Raw genomic sequence first — 16,274 nt, forward strand, 5'->3', positions numbered from 1 at the left:
GGTACATCGGCAAGCTCGTGCAAGGTTTTTGAGAGGTTTTACACTTTTTCTTTGCACTTTAGCAGACTTGATCTCGCTTGAAAACTAGGCACTGTAAACCTTTGCTGCTTTTTTCAGCAAACCCTACGTGGTATTTATCTTCTGGAAAGATTGGCAATTAAAATTCCCGACGTTTCAGCTTCGACCTGGATCAGATTTATTTGATTTACTGCCCTTTTCAATCGTTGTAGCCCATCGCCAGAAAGTTCGTTAAAACAATCACAAAAAGAAATTTTCTATACAACGCTAAACTGGCTGAGCATTGGTACTCTTCTGGAGTGCAGAGAAAACTTGTTCTGAATTCAGCGATCGCCCAATAAACACTAACCGAGTTTGGCAGGGTTCATCCGGTTGCCAGGGGCGATCGTAAAAGGTATCAAATCGATTGCCAACACCTTGAACGACTAACCGCATGGCTTTATTAAGCACTGCCACAAAGCCCTTAATCCGATAAATCTCATACTGCTGCACCAGAGATTGTAAGCGGCTAACCAACTCTGCTGGGTCAAATGTTTGGTCTAAAATGACATGAATTGAAGTAATGTCTTCATCATGTTCATGATCTTCTTCCGTATCATGATGGCTAGGGCGAGAGTCGAGATTGTCTTCAACAGCGGCATTAAATCCCAGTAAAAGATCAGGACTAATTTCTCCTTGTTTGCAGGGCACAATTTTTACCCCGGTTGGAAGTTCTTTTTGTAACCACTGCTGAATGCGATGTTGAGTTGCCAAATCAACGCGATCGACCTTGGTTAACAACACCATATCGGCACAGGCTAATTGATCTTCAAACAGTTCTTCAATCGGAGTTTCATGCTCCAGGGTGTCATCGGCTTGCCGTTGGGCTTCCAGGGCATCCAGATTACCCACAAATTGACCATTCGCAAGGGCTTCACAATCTACAACGGTCACAACGCCATCAACAGTTGCCCCGGTGCGAATTTCGGGCCAGCGAAAGGCTTGTACTAGCGGTTTAGGCAAGGCTAATCCAGAGGTTTCGATGAGAATACAGTCGAGGCGATCGCGTCTTTTTAACAACTCCTGCATGGTTGGCAAAAATTCTTCCTGCACAGTGCAACACAAACAGCCATTTGCCAGTTCCAGGATATTTGCATTGGGATCTTCATCATCATCACAAACCCGACATGATTTCAACAACTCACCATCAATGCCGACTTCACCAAACTCATTCACCAGCACGGCAATGCGACGACCCTGATTGTTCTGCAATAAATGACGCACGAGGGTTGTTTTTCCGGCTCCTAAAAAGCCTGTGACGACGGTTACAGGAATTTTGTGCATGATTGACTCCTAAATGATTTTAAGGTTGGTGCGGCAATGGCGGTAGAACTGCGTGGATGTTCTGTTTGATGGTCGCAGGACGGTCTTTGTAGGGAACTTTGCCATCTGAAGCATTGACATATTGATGGCTAAATTCCAACAGATCTGGGACTGAATCAGTCGGGGAGAGTTGACTCAGGATAAAGGTGACTTTGTTAGGAGCCATAAAAGCGGCGGTACAGGCATGACTACAGGCTCCCATACAGCGAACAGGTTGAAGCCGGATGCAAGCTTCGCTACTGGTTTCCAACCCCTCTTTGAGGCGATCGCAGAGGGCTTGTCCTTCACTCAAACCTGCCTGCCTTGCTTCAGTCTGGGAGAAGCGGCAGAGAATACAAACAAGTAAGGTCGCTTGGGACATGGGGTTAATCCATCTGATTGCATTAGTATTTAGCGTTTCTGGCGAAAAACGGCTTGAAATCTAACGAAAACAACATTCTGAAAACAATCCATCCTTCGAATTAAGCCAGTTTTAGGAAGTGAATTGGATGGCGATACGACTTGGTGTTTCACAAATGGACGAATCGACATAGGAATTCTTCCGGCACGATGCAGGTAATACTTGAGCATAATCATCCACTCTTTAAAGGTAGAATTCGGTCAGTCTAGGGGGTTGACCTGTGGTAAAGCACGGTTTCTGCTGGCAATGCACAAACGGCTGGTTGAAACTCCTCCCAGGTTTTACATACTTGTTCGTAACATTGGGGTGGCGTGATCGGTAGATTTTTCAGGTAAAAGAACGTCACTTGGTTAAACGATTCCATTAGGAAGACCAATCCAGTTGTTGGATTGTAAGAATCCACCGCTTCCAGAATGTGGGCATTCATGAAGTGATGGCGCAGAATCACCGTATCAGGAGCCGCTAACCAGGCGTTCAGAAAGGCAGCCAGGCGCGATCGCCGGACGAAATAGGTTTTGAATGCTTCTCCAGTAATCCCCACACCAGGAGAATTAGTGCTGCAAATAATCGCACCCCGTTCACCGCCTAAGTAACCTACCCAGGCGTTATAGCCGATCGCCAACAAATTTGTAGCAATAAACTCTTGCTGCCAGTCCATCATATCGGGCGCTTCATTCATAAGTGACTCCTTTGGGGATTAAGTCAATTTGAAACTCTGCCCAACGGTGTTGCACCTGCACATAACACTCGGCAGGAGAAATCTTGAGGTTTTCTAGCAGGTTGATGTCAACTGCACCATTACCAATAACCAGAAGCGTGATCGTTCGTTTCGGATCATAGGTAGAAATTGCCTTCAGCAGTGCCTTGACTGCTTCTGGTTGCAGTTCCAATGCTTGCAGATACGCTTCTACTTGCGCTTGCGGAATGAATACCTGATGAAAGGTTACGGTATTTACCTCCCAATCAATACAGGAAGAAATAGTATCGACAACAGTGCATACCACTATTCCTCTACCTGTATTCAGATAACCGTTCCAGGCAGTGTATCCGATCGGCAAAAGGTTTTCCCGAATGAATGGGTTTTGCCAGTAGCCGCAATAGCCTTGCCATACTTCATTCGTTGGTCGCATGGGTTTCCTCCCGAATAATTTTTGCGGCTTCTACCATGTTTTTCAGCGATGGAATCACTTCCTCCCATCGCCGTGTTTTTAATCCGCAATCAGGGTTGACCCAAATCTGTTCGATCGGTAGATTGGCAATCCCAGTTTTTAGCTGTTGAACCATCAACTCAGTACTAGGAACCGCTGGACTATGGACATCGTAAACGTCGTTACCGACTTGATGTTGGTAGCCTGCATCCGTAATTTCAAATAGGGTCTCATTGTTGCTGCGGCTATTCTCGATCGACAACACATCCGCATCCAACCGCTCAATGTGCTGAATAATGTCGCCAAACTCCGAGTAGCACATGTGGGTGTGAATTTGAGTTTCGGGCTTGGCAACTCCTGCCGCCAAACGGAACGCATCGACCGCCCAAGACAGATACTCATTCCAGCGTTCTGGCTTCAGGGGTAATCCCTCCCTCAGAGCGGGTTCATCAATTTGCACCATCTTCGCCCCAGCCGTTTCTAAATCTGCCACTTCTTCCCGCAGTGCCAAAGCAATCTGCATTGCCTGTTCACTGCGAGGAATATCCGTGCGGGTAAACGACCAGTTGATCATTGTCACGGGTCCAGTCAGCATCCCCTTCATAATTTTATCGGTGAGAGATTGCGCCACCTTGAACTCTCGAATAGTCATAGGTTGGGTTCGGACAACATCTCCGTAAATAATCGGTGGACGCACACAGCGACTGCCATAGCTTTGCACCCAACCGTGTTCGGTAAAGGCAAATCCAGAGAGCTGTTGTCCAAAGAATTCCACCATGTCAGTGCGTTCAAACTCGCCATGCACCAATACATCTAGCCCAGCTTCCTCTTGAATTTGAATGCACTTGGCAATCTCTGCATCGATCGCCGCTTCGTATTCGGCTTGAGTGATTTCACCCCGTTTTAGCTTCACTCGTAGTTGCCGTCCTCTGAGGTTTGTGGAAATGAGCCAATGGTTGTTGTCGGAAAGGGCGGCAGCGTTGACTGGAGTTTTTTGCGTTGCTCATAGGGCATAGCGCGCTCCAAATGATTGACAGTCAGGTTGCGGAGCCGATCTTGTACTGCTGAATTTACAGGGCTGAACTGCTCAAAGGTTTGCCAGTGGGTTTGCACGACTGCTAATCGCTCGCTCGGAGCATTACCATCAAGCGTCTGTGCCAAGATCACCACTTCATCCAGCTTTTGTTCCGCGAAACTCAATACATTTCGCAAGGGTTCCGGCAGTTTTGTCTCTCGCGTCGCATCATAGGGAACAAATTGCAGGGATGATGAGGGATGCAATCGAATATTTGGCGTAATGCCGTGAATAGTTTCTAGTGTTGATAGCACTGATTCGGGAAGAATTTTCCAGATGTTTCTTGCATCTACAATACCTACACCTAACTGTTTATCGGATGGGAAACCGTGTTGTTTCAACAAGTCTAAATTGCATCCACGGGTAAAGTCTAAACTAATGCCAGCAATAGGTAATTGCATCACCCAGGGATACGTGGTTCCCAGATCGTCAAAATAGGTGACGAGATGAACGGATACACCGATTTGAGCAAGCTGGGTGCAGGTGATAGTAATTGCCTCTTTCAGATCCGCTGCACTGCTGGTGACGAGAATCGGTTCATGCACCTGCACCTCGGTGACGCCTAGCGATTTCAGTTGAGTCAGCAATTCACAGTAAAGCGGCAGCAATTTGCTCAAATGGTTTGTGAAATCACCTTCCAGACGGCCCAGTTTCAGAAGCGTGACCGGACTGAGGAGAATGGGAACGGCTCGTTCACCCAGAAGAGTTTGCGATCGCTGCACCGTTGCCAAAAAATCTGCAAAGTTTGCCTCTGGTTGTGCATCAGCCGCAATCTCAGGTACCAAATAGTGATAGTTGGTATCAAACCATTTGGTCATTTCCATCGCTGGAATGCCATCTTTGCCGCGTGCCATTGCAAAATATTGATCGAGTCCCGACAGATGACGAAAGCGATCGGGGATGAGGCCGAACCAAACTGCCCAATCCAGCACATGATCATAAAGCGTCGTGTCACCGATACCGATGCGATCGATGCCTGCTTTGAGTTGCGCCTTCCAGTTCGCAAATTCAACCTCTTGCACTGTTTGCAGCAAAGCTTCTGCATCAAATTTATTGCTCCAAAAGGCTTCTAATGCTTTTTTAACTTCACGGTTTTTACCAATGCGGGGATACCCCAGCGTTGCAGTTTGAATGGTCATTGTTGTAACGTCCTAAACTCTGTAAATAAACGTGTGAGAACAGCTGCCTCCCAATTGGGAAGCAGGCCATAGGCAGACAAAATGAGGATGGCTGACTTAAATCGATCGCAAAATTAGCAGCTACCTTCACTCAGGTAGCACTTCTGCATATCAGCCGTTCGTTTAACTCAGATAGTCAACTCAGAACGCTACAACTTTAAAATCCCGACAAAATACCAATCACAAAAGCTTGAAGTTTTCATCATCCGTACCTCGCAGATGTTTGTGTAACGGGTTTACCAATCGGCGGGCATTCTGACTCAGAGAGTTGCGCCTCTCCTTACAGCTGCGGGACAGCGGCAGATTTACACTGCACTTTCCCCCTTGCGTCTGATGGCTGCTCCCCATCAGAACCGACTTGACCCCAACGATAGCACAGTTGTAGCGCAGTGCAGCAGCTTCACCCTGCATTTCTTCGCAGCTAAAATGCTGAACAACTTCAAAATATAGCGCCTTTCTAAAATTACTTGCGCTATCTGTAGAGTAAAGATGATCCGATTTGATTTTTTTGTTTTATGCTGAGTCGAACATCAAGCGTCATCTTTGTACGGGTGCGCTTTTCTCTGATTCAGCTTTTCAAGAATTTCTTATTTCTGAATATCTACAGGATTAGGTTCGATCGCATTCAGCAGTGGCACAGCCGATCGAATCTCTGGATAGACGATCGCATTTGTGCGATTCCACAGAGCAGATCCGTCAAAGGCGGAATCGCCAACTTTGTAACCTGCTTCAAGGCTTTTCTCCTGCCAGTCTTCTAATTCAACTAAAGACAGCGTGTTGCTTGCTCAGTGATCGAGATTCATAGTTTTCGGCACAGGCCCGCTATCCATTTAACCTCTGTCTTTTGAAGGATAGAAATTAGACCTAAGTAAAGATGCTCATTCATTAGGGGTCTCTTAATCTAAATCGAGTACCAAAATTGTGATCAAACAATAGAGGAGACAATGATGGCAGATGAAGCATTGAAAAATGATATTCCAGAGATTGATCCGACAGAAGTCGAAGATGCCAGAGTTGCGATCGCAGATAGGGATCGATCCTTCCTGGAGAAAGTGATGGTTGATGGAGGATTTTCTGACCCCTACGATGCCAGAGACTTCACCGAAGTTGTCTTTCGAGTCATGCGCGATTTGATGACTACAGAGGCAGCTGATCGCGTTGCGGATGAGTTGCATGAAGAGGCAATGCCTACCAAAGAAAAGGCGCTTCAGATGGAAGTGACCGACCTGTGGAAAGATACCAATCCGCTAGTTGGATTTTTGAGTCGGGTGCGTCCACCTTGGCAAGGCCCAGGCATTTTCAAGATTGATTCCGATCGCTTTTTCTTCCGGGTTGCAAACGAAGGTGGGCTTAAGCGAAACCCTGAGAATAAAGATGCTGAGCGCAAGCAGGCGGTGAAAGCAGTGTTTTCGGCAACTAAGCGGGAATTGTCAGAAGAGCGCATTCAGGAAATCGCTACCTGGCTACCGGACGGTGGGGTGCGAGAACTCTGGGAGCAAGCCTAGCTATAGATCGTGCAGAGAAAGTATTCGTACTCATAACGTTTAGGATTACGATACTGAATCCTGATTGTAGTCTGGTTATTTTACAAAGAGCAATTGTTTTACACGTTTGATCCAGTCGACGCACAAGCTGCAGGAATGCTTGTGCGTCGATATTATCTGGGGATTGTGGCCGCAATCAGTTTGACCGTCGTTGCCAATTTACAAACGTGGGCGTTCTGTTGATGATTGTGCTGCCTGTTGCCCTAGAATGACCGCTTACTTGCTGGTAAAGGAACTCCATCAAATGATCCTCTTGAGTGCAGGCATGGGTGCATTAGCGGGTATTGTCGGTATGTACTTGAGTTATTCCCTGGATATTCCGTCAGGGTCTGCGGTCGTGCTGGTTGCTTTCGGACTATTTCTTCTAGCGTTTCTATTCAGCCCATCTCAAGGGCTATTAACCCAATCCCGATTCAAAGCGCAAATTGCAGGTTTGATGCAAGGGAGCGAGAAGTAATCCTATCCCAGTCACAGGTTTGGACATTTCGACTTAAATGCGATCGCCTCGCACTCAAGATCTTGCCTTACCCCACACCCGCTTTGGCGGTTTGTGGCCAACCGTCTTCACTCCATTGACAAAGAGCGAGTCACTTGCCAGTTCCTTTGCCATCATCGGAATCAACCGTTTCAGATTGGTACTGTAATTGCTTTGCCAAAATTCTGACAGCTTTGCCCTGGCCACTTCATTTACTAACACTGTTTTATCCGGCATGATCAGCACCATTGCCACATGCCCGGAGTTTTCTGTCACTACAAACACGAAGTCATCGCGGTCGGCTTTTAGACCGTCGTAACAGTAATCAATATGCTCCTCTAACTCGTATTCATAGAGAGAATATTCCATTTTGCCCTCTTCCAGCAGCGCTTTACGGAGGAGGGCTTCTATCTTTTTGCTCATAAGTTGCCTTTCTCGCTATGCATCAAGTCCATAAATTCTACCAGTCCTACTCCTTTACCCTTCCAAACCCTTCAGAGTCCAGTGACCGCTTGCTCGATAAAAGCTACCAACAACAATCCCCCTCCAAATTGCCAAAGATCCTGTATTATGAGAATGATTATCATTTTTATAGGTAGCTTGCTGCTAGAACAGTATGTCGCCCGTCTCCCAACCCTTGCCTGCTTCCCTTGAGCGGATTGTCCAGCGGTTCCAACAGATTTTGGAACCGAAGCGGCGCTATGAATATCTACTCTGGTTTGCCAAACGTCTGCCGCCATTTCCCGATGAGCAAAAGGTGGCAGAACATAAAGTTCCTGGTTGTGTTTCTCAAGTGTATGTGACTGCCAGTTTGCAGCAGGGCAAGGTGATCTTTCAGGGAGATTCCGACTCTCAACTAACTAAGGGATTAGTAGGGCTATTGGTTGAAGGATTGAACGGGTTGGCCCCCGCAGAAATTATCCAGTTAACACCCGATTTCATTCAGCAAACCGGGCTGGATATCAGCCTGACTCCGTCTCGTGCCAATGGTTTTTACAACATCTTTCAAGCCATGCAACGGAAAGCGCTGGTCTATCATCTGGCTGCGACTTACTTGCAAACTTAAGGAGTCATTATGTCCAATTTAGTGATGCAAGTTTGTCCAGAATCAGTGAGCGTTCCTCAGCGCATCATACCCGTTACCATCATCACAGGCTTTTTAGGCAGCGGCAAAACAACGCTACTCAACCATATCCTGAACAATCGCCACGGGTTAAAGATTGCCGTGATTGTGAATGAGTTTGGCGACATTGATATTGATTCACAACTGTTAGTTTCCGTGGATAAAAACATGGTGCAACTGGGCAATGGCTGTATTTGCTGCACCATTAATCAAAGCTTGGTTGATACCGTGTATGAAATGGTCGATCGCCATAACTCAGTTGACTACATTGTGGTTGAAACGACTGGCATTGCTGACCCCTTGCCGATCATGTTGAGCTTTGTCAGTACAGAGTTGCGGGATGTCACGCGGCTAGATTCAGTGCTGACAGTTGTGGATGCTGAATCATTTACCTCCACGCATTACGAGAGTGAAGCCGCACTCAACCAGCTCATCTTTGGGGACATTATTCTGTTGAATAAGACCGATCTGGTTTCTCCTCAAGTTGTGGATGAGGTGGAAAATTACATCCGCTCGATCAGACCAGGCGCTCGAATTATCTCAACTCAATATGGGGAAGTGCCACTGACACTAATCTTAGATATTGGATTTAATGATGCCAGCACCTACCTCAACTCATCCCAGCCGACTCATGAGCATCATGACCATAGACATTCTCCCCATCTAGAAAATGATGGGTTTGTAGCGGTGTCATTTGAAAGCGAATCGCTTCCAGAGCAACTGTGCCAGCGCCCCTTCGACTTACTCAGATTTCAAAATTTCCTGGATCATCTATCTCCTGATGTTTACCGCGCCAAGGGAATTGTCTGATTTCAGGGCAACCAACTACGCCATGTTTTGCAACTGAGTGGTAAACGATGCGACATAAAAAGCGTTCATGCAACTTCTCTGAAAGAGAATCGATCGCAGTCGCCTAAGCATAATCAGCTAGTGTTTATCGGGCGAAACTTAAATGCTGAATTAATCAAAGCACAGTTGATTGAATGCATTGCGATTTAATTTGAGGAATTGGATATGACCAACACAACAACTCTTCCCACTCCCAGCACCCTGGATATTCCCAAACGAGGAATGCCTGTCACAATTATCACGGGATTTCTCGGCAGTGGTAAAACCACATTACTCAACCACATTTTGAACAATCGCCAGGATCTAAAAGTTGCGATCTTGGTGAATGAGTTTGGTGATATTAACATCGACAGTCAGTTACTCGTGTCGATGGATGAAGACATGGTGGAACTGAGTAATGGCTGTATTTGCTGCACCATCAATGATGGCTTGGTGGATGCAGTGTATAACGTGCTGGAGCGGGACGATCAGGTCGATTACATGGTGATAGAAACCACAGGTGTTGCCGATCCACTGCCGATTATTTTGACCTTTCTGGGTACAGAATTACGTGACCTGACCCGGCTAGATTCGATCGTCACCGTTGTCGATTCTGAGGCATTTACGCCGGATCATTTCGATAGCGAAGCGGCATTCAAGCAGATTGCCTATGGAGATGTCACGATCTTGAATAAGACTGATTTGGCAGATCCAGACCAAATCCAGAACCTGGAAGCCTATATTCATACAGTCAAAGAAGGGGCCAGAATCCTGCACAGTCAGCATGGAAAAGTACCACTGCCACTGCTTTTAGATGTGGGCTATAACAACCCAGAAGCCTATGCCAATTTAGTGCAGGAAGAGATTGAACAAACCCAGCAGGATCACTCACACAAAGCGCATCATCATGACCATGATCACCACGCTCATGATGACCATCACGATCACACCCATCACCCTCATGAGCACCATCATCACCATTCCGATCATCTGGATAATGATGGTTTTGTGTCGATCGCCTTTGAGAGCGATCGCCCCTTCAATATAAAAAAGTTTGAACTATTCTTACAAGAACAATTGCCCAAAGATGTCTTCCGGGCAAAAGGCATTCTCTGGTTTGCGGAAAGTGATCTCCGCAATGTCTTCCAACTGAGTGGTCCTCGCTTTGACCTGCAAGGAGAGGCATGGCGAACACCGCCAAAAACCCAAATGGTTTTGATCGGGCGCAACCTGAATGCAGACGAACTGCGACAACAGTTAACCGCTTGCATTGCCTGATCCAAAGACTTTCAGCAGTACAGTTGTCTGCTGGAGGGAGGGGTATTGCGTGCCTTACCCCTCATCCTTACGACTGATGTTCTTAACCTAATTCCACGCATGACACTATCCTTTTCCCCTGATGATATCCGTAAGCAATCGGTGATTACTGAATCAAAGCCAGTCGTTTCTGAAGCAGAGATGCAGCAAGCGGTTCGCACATTGCTATTAGGCATGGGTGAAGACCCCGATCGCGAAGGACTGCGCGACACGCCCAAACGAGTGGTTAAAGCGCTCAAATTCCTCACCTCCGGTTATCACCAATCCCTCGATGAGTTGCTCAACGGTGCTGTATTTCATGAAGATGCCAATGAAATGGTGTTGGTGCGTGATATTGATTTGTTTAGCTCCTGTGAACACCACATCCTGCCCATTTTGGGACGTGCCCATATTGCCTATATTCCTAATGGCAAAGTCATTGGCTTATCTAAGATTGCTCGGATTTGCGAGATGTATGCCCGCCGTTTGCAGGTTCAAGAGCGCCTGACCCATCAGATTGCTGAAGCTCTGCAAGGCTTGCTGAAGCCTCAGGGAGTTGCGGTGGTTGTGGAAGCCACTCATATGTGTATGGTAATGCGGGGTGTACAAAAGCCCGGTTCCTGGACAGTGACAAGTTCCATGAAAGGAGCCTTTGCCGATGATGCCCGCACTCGGCAGGAGTTTATGAGCCTGATCAGCCATACTCCAGCGTTTCATTAAGTCGTAAATAGGAGAGCGGGGAATGGGCAAGGGGGAATGGGGAAAATATATTGATTCTTAAAACTCTCTACTCCCCACTCCCTATTCCCTACTTTCCACTGCCTATTCCCTATTCCCTACTTTCCTTCCCCACAGTCCATGTCTAATCTCCCAAGTGCAGATACCAAACTCCCTGTAACCATCATCACGGGCTTCCTGGGCAGTGGTAAAACAACGCTCCTGAACTACATCCTGCAAAACTTTGAAGCCTACAAAGTCGCTGTCTTAGTGAATGAATTTGGTGACATTAATATCGACAGTCAGTTCTTAATTGCCGTTGATGAAGACATGATTGAACTGACGAATGGCTGTATCTGTTGCACCATTAATGACAACTTAGCGGATGCAGTTTACCGGGTGCTGGAACGGCAGGATCGGATTGAGTATTTAATTGTGGAAACAACAGGAGTTGCAGATCCCTTGCCGATCGCCCTGACGTTTTTGGGAACAGAGTTGAGGGATTTAACCCAGTTGGATGCGATCGTGACCGTTGTTGATGCCGAAACCTTTACGCCTGCTGAGCATTACAACAGTGGTGCCGCGATGAATCAGATCTTGTATGGGGATATGATTCTGCTGAATAAAACGGATTTAGTCACGGAGTCAAGATTAAAAGAGTTAGAAGATTATCTCCATTCTGTGAAAGAGCGTGCTCGGATTTTACGATCGCAACACGGTAAAGTACCGCTTTCTCTAATCCTTGATATCAATCTTTCGGCAATTGATGCTGCTCTGGACTCTGAAACAGAACTGAAGCTAAACACCCAGCACCTTAACAACGATGGATTCATGTCCGTATCCTTTCAAAGCGATCGCCCCATTGCCTTGAAGAAATTCCAGCAGTTCTTGGATTATCAACTGCCGGATAATGTGTTTCGGGCAAAAGGGATACTCTGGTTCGCTGAAAGCCCTAGACGACATCTGTTTCAACTCAGTGGCAAGCGGTTCACCATTGATGACAGTGAATGGACGGCTGCTCCTAAAAACCAGATGGTGCTGATTGGGCGCAAACTGGATGCTCTCTTTTTGATTCAAACATTGAATAATTGTCTAACCCGATTGTGACGATGAATCAACCTTTTTTGTGGATAGAACAGCTCAAGTTCAACGAACAGGACTTGATTCCAGCGATCGCCCAAGATTATCTGGACAATACCGTCTTGATGATGGCATGGATGAACCGTGAATCGATCTATCGAACCTTAGAAACGGGAGAAGCTCATTACTGGAGCCGTTCCCGTGCAGAACTGTGGCATAAAGGGGCAACGTCTGGACACATTCAAAAAGTCAAAGCATTTTATTACGACTGTGATGCCGATACGCTTCTATTAAAAATTGAGCAGGTGGGTGATGTTGCCTGCCATACAGGGGCAAGAAGTTGTTTCTTTAATTCAGTTTCGCTTCCAACAAAGTAATGGAGGAACCAGGTAATTGTTTATTCTTCCTTCTCTCCTCCACCTCTTTACCGCTTCACTTCTCCAAGGGCTGTTGAATCACTAAACCACTACCTCGCTGCCGAGTTCCAGGATTGATGCTAAACAGACGCACATATTGATGGAGATAACGTTGTAGAAGTTGTGCTATTGCGGCGATCGCCTCCCCTTCCTGCGTCACTTTAATCACGCCACAATCTGACCAGGAATTTGCCCGAAACCGTCGCATATCCGCCTGTTCCACGCCAATATAAAATTTCTGGCTCAACACCTCTCGAATCCAGGCGATCGCTTGAGCATCTAGAGGTAAGGATGGGCGATGTTCATTGCCAGAAGCAGGCTGAACGGTTGGGTGTCCGTTGGGTTCATTGCGAATGGTAGCGATGCAGACCTGATCGTCAGCGCAAAGATAGCCCTGACGCAGTTTTTGATTGATGCTGACGACATGACGGGCAAACTTGAATCCGAGTCCTGGACATTGGGTAGGCGATCGGCTTGTTGCTGATGGATGATCACCGAGCCAGATGCCACATACCTGCCCGCTGGAATCTCCACATTTTCGATTAACGCATGGGACATGACAATACAGCCATCCCCGACACGGGCATTAAACACAGTGGAACGGAACCCAATAAAACACCCCTTGCCCACATAGGCAGGACCGTGAATCAACGCCATATGAGTGATTGAGGCATTGTCACTAATCCACACCGAGTAAGGGTTGCCATCATCGCCAGTGACGCGCCCCTGCTCTAACCCGTGAACGACTGCCCCATCTTGAATGTTGACATTAGCTCCGATGTAAAACGGCATTCCCTCATCGGCGCGAATCGAGACCCCTGGTGCAATATGCACCTGTTCGCCAATGCGGACATCCCCAATCACATTGGTTAATGGATGGATGTAAACACTGGGATCAATCGCGGGTTCAACCAGTTGCTGCGACCAGGGCGTTGGCGGGGCAGGAATGCTGTGGATGTCCATGCTAGTATGAGAATGATTATCATTCTAAATAATACCTGGAAACAGGTCTTGTTCGTACTTTGAACCTGGCAGCAGTTTTCCATTATGAGCCTCACCCTCTACAACACCCTGACACGCCGCAAAGAGCTGTTCACACCCATCCATCCGGGTCAGGTGACGATGTATTGCTGCGGGGTGACGGTGTATGACGATTGCCACCTGGGACATGCTCGTTCCTATATGGTGTGGGATGTGGTGCGACGATATTTGCAATGGCGCGGCTACACGGTGCGCTATGTGCAGAACTTCACCGATATTGACGACAAGGTTCTCAAGCGCGCCCAGGCAGAAGGATCAACCATGCAGGCGGTGAGCGATCGCTACATTGCCGCTTATTTTCGAGATATTCGACGGCTCAACATTCTGGATGCCGATGAGTATCCCCGTGTCACCGAGCATATTCCAGCGATTCATGATTTGATTCAAGCACTGGTCGAGAAAGGCTATGCCTATGCAGTCGATGGCGATGTCTATTACAACGTGCGGCAGTTTGCAGAGTATGGCAAACTCTCTGGGCGACAGCTAGAGCAGATGCAGGCGGGGGCTGGTGGACGAGTTGACCCCGATGATCCAGAGCGAAGAAAACGAGATTCATCTGACTTTGCGCTGTGGAAAGCGGCAAAGCCAGATGAACCAGCCTGGAATTCCCCCTGGGGTGAAGGACGACCGGGCTGGCACATTGAATGCTCTGCCATGATTCGGGCACGCTTGGGAGAAGCGATCGATATTCATGGCGGTGGAGGCGATCTGGTCTTTCCCCATCACGAAAACGAAATTGCTCAGTCGGAAGTGTTGACGGGTCAGCCATTAGCCCACTACTGGTTGCACAACGGCATGGTGACGGTGAATGGTGAGAAGATGTCGAAGTCGTTGGGCAATTTCACCACCATTCGGGACATATTGGAGGGCAACTGGTCAGACTATCCCCAACCCGTTGACTCAATGGCAATTCGGCTATTTGTGCTGCAAGCCCATTACCGCAAACCGTTGGATTTTACGAAAGACGCGATCGTTGCCGCTGAGAATGGCTGGCAAACGCTGAAACATTCGCTAACACTGGATTGGCAGCGATTGAATTTATCGCCTCAGATGCCAATTCCCGGTGAACTGGACGCTGAATCGGTCAATCGTTTTCAAACGGCAATGGACGATGATTTGAATACGGCAGCAGGATTAGCGGTGCTATTTGAGTTAGCCAAGATACTGAAGCGGGAGTTCAATTTACGCAGCTATCAGGGGTCGTCAGAGCTAACCGATAGGCAGTTACAACAGCGTTTGCAAACCCTGACTCACCTGGCACAGATCTTAGGTTTAGGCGTTCAGCCAGACTCCATCCCTGAGCCAGATATTGATGTCGGTCGGGTTGAATCTCTGCTGCGACAACGGCAACAGGCACGTCAGGAAAAACGCTATGCCGAGAGCGATCGCATTCGCAATGAGTTGCAAGCGATGGGCATTACTTTAATTGATCAACCCGATGGACAAACCCGTTGGCATCGGTCTTGAAGAGGCATCACCATGACCCTAAAATCCATTCTGGAGTTAAGTGCGAAAGAAACATTGTCCGATTACGTGACAGCGATCGCCTGGTCACCCATAGGCAATACTGTAGCGGCTGCCTCTGGGTCGGGGGAAGTGCGCTTGTTAAAGAATTTTGTGAGTCTGTCGTTATGTCAGCCCACCGATCAATCTATCGATGCCTTAGCCTTTTCCTTCGATGGCAAATGGTTAGCGGCGGGTGGGCAGGATGGCACCATTACGCTGTGGCAGATGGATGGGGATGTGCCCAAAATTGCGGACACGCTCGAATGTGGCTCCTGGGTTGATCGCCTGGTCTGGCATCCGACCTGTCATCATCTGGCATTTAATCAAGGAAAAACCGTACAGATCTGGGATGCGGATCAAGCGAAAGCCGTGACCTGTTTGATCGGAATTGCCAGTCCGCAAGATATTCGCTGGTCGCCGGATGGGAAACACCTGGCGATCGCCATCAAAAGCAACATCCACATCTGGAATAGCCAGGACTGGAGCGCACCTCGCTACCAGTGGGAGTTGACTTCGCCCGCCAGTGCGTTCGCCTGGTCACCCGATGGTGCCCTGCTGGCTTGCGCGATTCATGACCATAGTATTGGAGTGCTGAACTGGTCAAAAGTACAACACCTCCAGCGTGAGCCAACCAACGAAAACGACCTGCCCACGCTCATGCGCGGCTTTCCTGGAAAAATTCGCCAGTTAGCATGGGCAGATTTGCCGCCATCGCCTGACCTGCCACCGATTCTAGCCGCTGCCACTCGTGAACTGGTGACGATGTGGATGCAATCCCCAGAGGGTTGGGATAGTTGGGTGTTAGACCTGCACAACGATACGGTTCTGGATGTAGCATTTCAACCCAAGATGGGATGGATTACCTCACTGTCCGAAGATGGCTGGATTATTCTCTGGCAAGCCGCCCTGGAAGCGGCTCAAGTATTGGAAGGAGCGACATCGGGGTTTTCCTGTCTGGCATGGCACCCGATGGGACACCATTTAGCCGCAGGCGGACAACAAGGCGAATTGTTGGTTTGGTCTACAAACATAGATAAAGGTAAAGTATCGTCTATCCCAGCATGAGA

General features: G+C 47.9%; 20 protein-coding genes, 1 pseudogene and 1 riboswitch. Of the genes and pseudogenes, 12 read left to right on the plus strand and 9 right to left on the minus strand.

What is annotated here, in order from left to right; genetic code table 11:
* Positions 1 to 285: 285 nt before the first annotated feature.
* From cobW to ACQ4M4_RS26860, 6 genes are all read right to left on the minus strand, one after another.
* Positions 286 to 1,341 (minus strand): cobalamin biosynthesis protein CobW, encoded by a 1,056-nt coding sequence (gene cobW / locus ACQ4M4_RS26835; protein WP_430687557.1) that lies wholly within the window; start codon positions 1,339 to 1,341, stop codon positions 286 to 288.
* A 19-nt stretch (positions 1,342 to 1,360) separates the two neighbouring features.
* The gene (locus ACQ4M4_RS26840) at positions 1,361 to 1,741 is read right to left on the minus strand and encodes a DUF1636 domain-containing protein (RefSeq protein WP_430687558.1); all 381 of its coding nucleotides are present in this window, start codon (positions 1,739 to 1,741) and stop codon (positions 1,361 to 1,363) included.
* A 244-nt stretch (positions 1,742 to 1,985) separates the two neighbouring features.
* Positions 1,986 to 2,459 (minus strand): hypothetical protein, encoded by a 474-nt coding sequence (locus ACQ4M4_RS26845; protein WP_430687559.1) that lies wholly within the window; start codon positions 2,457 to 2,459, stop codon positions 1,986 to 1,988.
* Complete coding sequence (locus tag ACQ4M4_RS26850) at positions 2,452 to 2,910, minus strand: hypothetical protein (protein ID WP_430687560.1); 459 nt, start codon at positions 2,908 to 2,910, stop codon at positions 2,452 to 2,454. The genes ACQ4M4_RS26845 and ACQ4M4_RS26850 overlap by 8 nt, the downstream gene beginning before the upstream one ends.
* The gene (gene metE / locus ACQ4M4_RS26855; RefSeq protein WP_430687561.1) at positions 2,894 to 3,841 is read right to left on the minus strand and encodes a 5-methyltetrahydropteroyltriglutamate--homocysteine S-methyltransferase; all 948 of its coding nucleotides are present in this window, start codon (positions 3,839 to 3,841) and stop codon (positions 2,894 to 2,896) included. The genes ACQ4M4_RS26850 and metE overlap by 17 nt, the downstream gene beginning before the upstream one ends.
* Positions 3,838 to 5,142: a hypothetical protein gene (locus ACQ4M4_RS26860; RefSeq protein WP_430687562.1), complete on the minus strand. Its 1,305-nt coding sequence runs from the start codon at positions 5,140 to 5,142 to the stop codon at positions 3,838 to 3,840. Before ACQ4M4_RS26860 ends, metE begins: the two co-directional genes overlap by 4 nt.
* Before the next feature lie 267 nt (positions 5,143 to 5,409).
* Positions 5,410 to 5,554, minus strand: a riboswitch (cobalamin riboswitch).
* A gap of 571 nt (positions 5,555 to 6,125) precedes the next feature.
* Between ACQ4M4_RS26860 and ACQ4M4_RS26865 the strand changes: the two genes are divergently transcribed.
* The 3 genes from ACQ4M4_RS26865 (at position 6,126) to ACQ4M4_RS26875 (ending at position 7,182) form a co-directional block, all read left to right on the plus strand.
* A complete protein-coding gene (locus tag ACQ4M4_RS26865) occupies positions 6,126 to 6,686 on the plus strand; it encodes a DUF2267 domain-containing protein (RefSeq protein ID WP_430687563.1) in 561 nt (186 codons plus the stop codon).
* Between the two features lie 63 nt (positions 6,687 to 6,749).
* Positions 6,750 to 6,908 carry a metal ABC transporter permease gene (locus ACQ4M4_RS26870; protein WP_430687589.1) on the plus strand — a complete coding sequence of 53 codons (159 nt, stop codon included), beginning with the start codon at positions 6,750 to 6,752 and terminating at the stop codon, positions 6,906 to 6,908.
* 25 nt (positions 6,909 to 6,933) lie between these two features.
* Positions 6,934 to 7,182 carry a metal ABC transporter permease gene (locus ACQ4M4_RS26875; RefSeq protein WP_430687564.1) on the plus strand — a complete coding sequence of 83 codons (249 nt, stop codon included), beginning with the start codon at positions 6,934 to 6,936 and terminating at the stop codon, positions 7,180 to 7,182.
* A gap of 54 nt (positions 7,183 to 7,236) precedes the next feature.
* On the opposite strand, the gene ACQ4M4_RS26880 is transcribed toward ACQ4M4_RS26875, so the two are convergent.
* On the minus strand, positions 7,237 to 7,623 hold the full coding sequence (locus tag ACQ4M4_RS26880) for a hypothetical protein (RefSeq protein ID WP_430687565.1): 387 nt from the start codon (positions 7,621 to 7,623) through the stop codon (positions 7,237 to 7,239).
* A gap of 193 nt (positions 7,624 to 7,816) precedes the next feature.
* Here ACQ4M4_RS26880 and ACQ4M4_RS26885 point away from each other — a divergent pair, with 193 nt between their 5' ends.
* From ACQ4M4_RS26885 to hisI, 7 genes and pseudogenes are all read left to right on the plus strand, one after another.
* Entirely contained in the window at positions 7,817 to 8,266 is a 450-nt protein-coding gene (locus ACQ4M4_RS26885; RefSeq protein ID WP_430687566.1) for a SufE family protein, read from the plus strand.
* A gap of 9 nt (positions 8,267 to 8,275) precedes the next feature.
* Positions 8,276 to 9,133 carry a CobW family GTP-binding protein gene (locus tag ACQ4M4_RS26890; protein WP_430687567.1) on the plus strand — a complete coding sequence of 286 codons (858 nt, stop codon included), beginning with the start codon at positions 8,276 to 8,278 and terminating at the stop codon, positions 9,131 to 9,133.
* Positions 9,134 to 9,148: 15 nt separating this feature from the next.
* A pseudogene (locus ACQ4M4_RS26895) lies at positions 9,149 to 9,322 on the plus strand (GTP-binding protein); the annotation flags it as partial.
* A gap of 15 nt (positions 9,323 to 9,337) precedes the next feature.
* On the plus strand, positions 9,338 to 10,429 hold the full coding sequence (locus ACQ4M4_RS26900; protein WP_430687568.1) for a CobW family GTP-binding protein: 1,092 nt from the start codon (positions 9,338 to 9,340) through the stop codon (positions 10,427 to 10,429).
* Between the two features lie 99 nt (positions 10,430 to 10,528).
* Entirely contained in the window at positions 10,529 to 11,167 is a 639-nt protein-coding gene (gene folE / locus ACQ4M4_RS26905; protein WP_430687569.1) for a GTP cyclohydrolase I FolE, read from the plus strand.
* A 138-nt stretch (positions 11,168 to 11,305) separates the two neighbouring features.
* Complete coding sequence (locus tag ACQ4M4_RS26910; protein ID WP_430687570.1) at positions 11,306 to 12,271, plus strand: CobW family GTP-binding protein; 966 nt, start codon at positions 11,306 to 11,308, stop codon at positions 12,269 to 12,271.
* A 2-nt stretch (positions 12,272 to 12,273) separates the two neighbouring features.
* The gene (gene hisI, locus ACQ4M4_RS26915) at positions 12,274 to 12,621 is read left to right on the plus strand and encodes a phosphoribosyl-AMP cyclohydrolase (RefSeq protein ID WP_430687571.1); all 348 of its coding nucleotides are present in this window, start codon (positions 12,274 to 12,276) and stop codon (positions 12,619 to 12,621) included.
* 55 nt (positions 12,622 to 12,676) lie between these two features.
* Here the strand turns inward: hisI and ACQ4M4_RS26920 are convergent, their stop codons facing one another.
* Positions 12,677 to 12,910 carry a ribulose bisphosphate carboxylase small subunit gene (locus ACQ4M4_RS26920; protein WP_430687572.1) on the minus strand — a complete coding sequence of 78 codons (234 nt, stop codon included), beginning with the start codon at positions 12,908 to 12,910 and terminating at the stop codon, positions 12,677 to 12,679.
* A gap of 29 nt (positions 12,911 to 12,939) precedes the next feature.
* Positions 12,940 to 13,623: a hypothetical protein gene (locus tag ACQ4M4_RS26925; protein WP_430687573.1), complete on the minus strand. Its 684-nt coding sequence runs from the start codon at positions 13,621 to 13,623 to the stop codon at positions 12,940 to 12,942.
* A gap of 84 nt (positions 13,624 to 13,707) precedes the next feature.
* Here ACQ4M4_RS26925 and cysS point away from each other — a divergent pair, with 84 nt between their 5' ends.
* Both cysS and ACQ4M4_RS26935 read left to right on the plus strand, forming a co-directional pair.
* The gene (cysS, locus tag ACQ4M4_RS26930; protein ID WP_430687574.1) at positions 13,708 to 15,168 is read left to right on the plus strand and encodes a cysteine--tRNA ligase; all 1,461 of its coding nucleotides are present in this window, start codon (positions 13,708 to 13,710) and stop codon (positions 15,166 to 15,168) included.
* A 12-nt stretch (positions 15,169 to 15,180) separates the two neighbouring features.
* The gene (locus tag ACQ4M4_RS26935) at positions 15,181 to 16,272 is read left to right on the plus strand and encodes a WD40 repeat domain-containing protein (protein ID WP_430687575.1); all 1,092 of its coding nucleotides are present in this window, start codon (positions 15,181 to 15,183) and stop codon (positions 16,270 to 16,272) included.
* The last annotated feature ends 2 nt before the right edge of the window (positions 16,273 to 16,274 follow it).

The organism is Leptolyngbya sp. AN02str (assembly GCF_050565595.1).
GTDB lineage: Bacteria > Cyanobacteriota > Cyanobacteriia > Elainellales > Elainellaceae > Kaiparowitsia.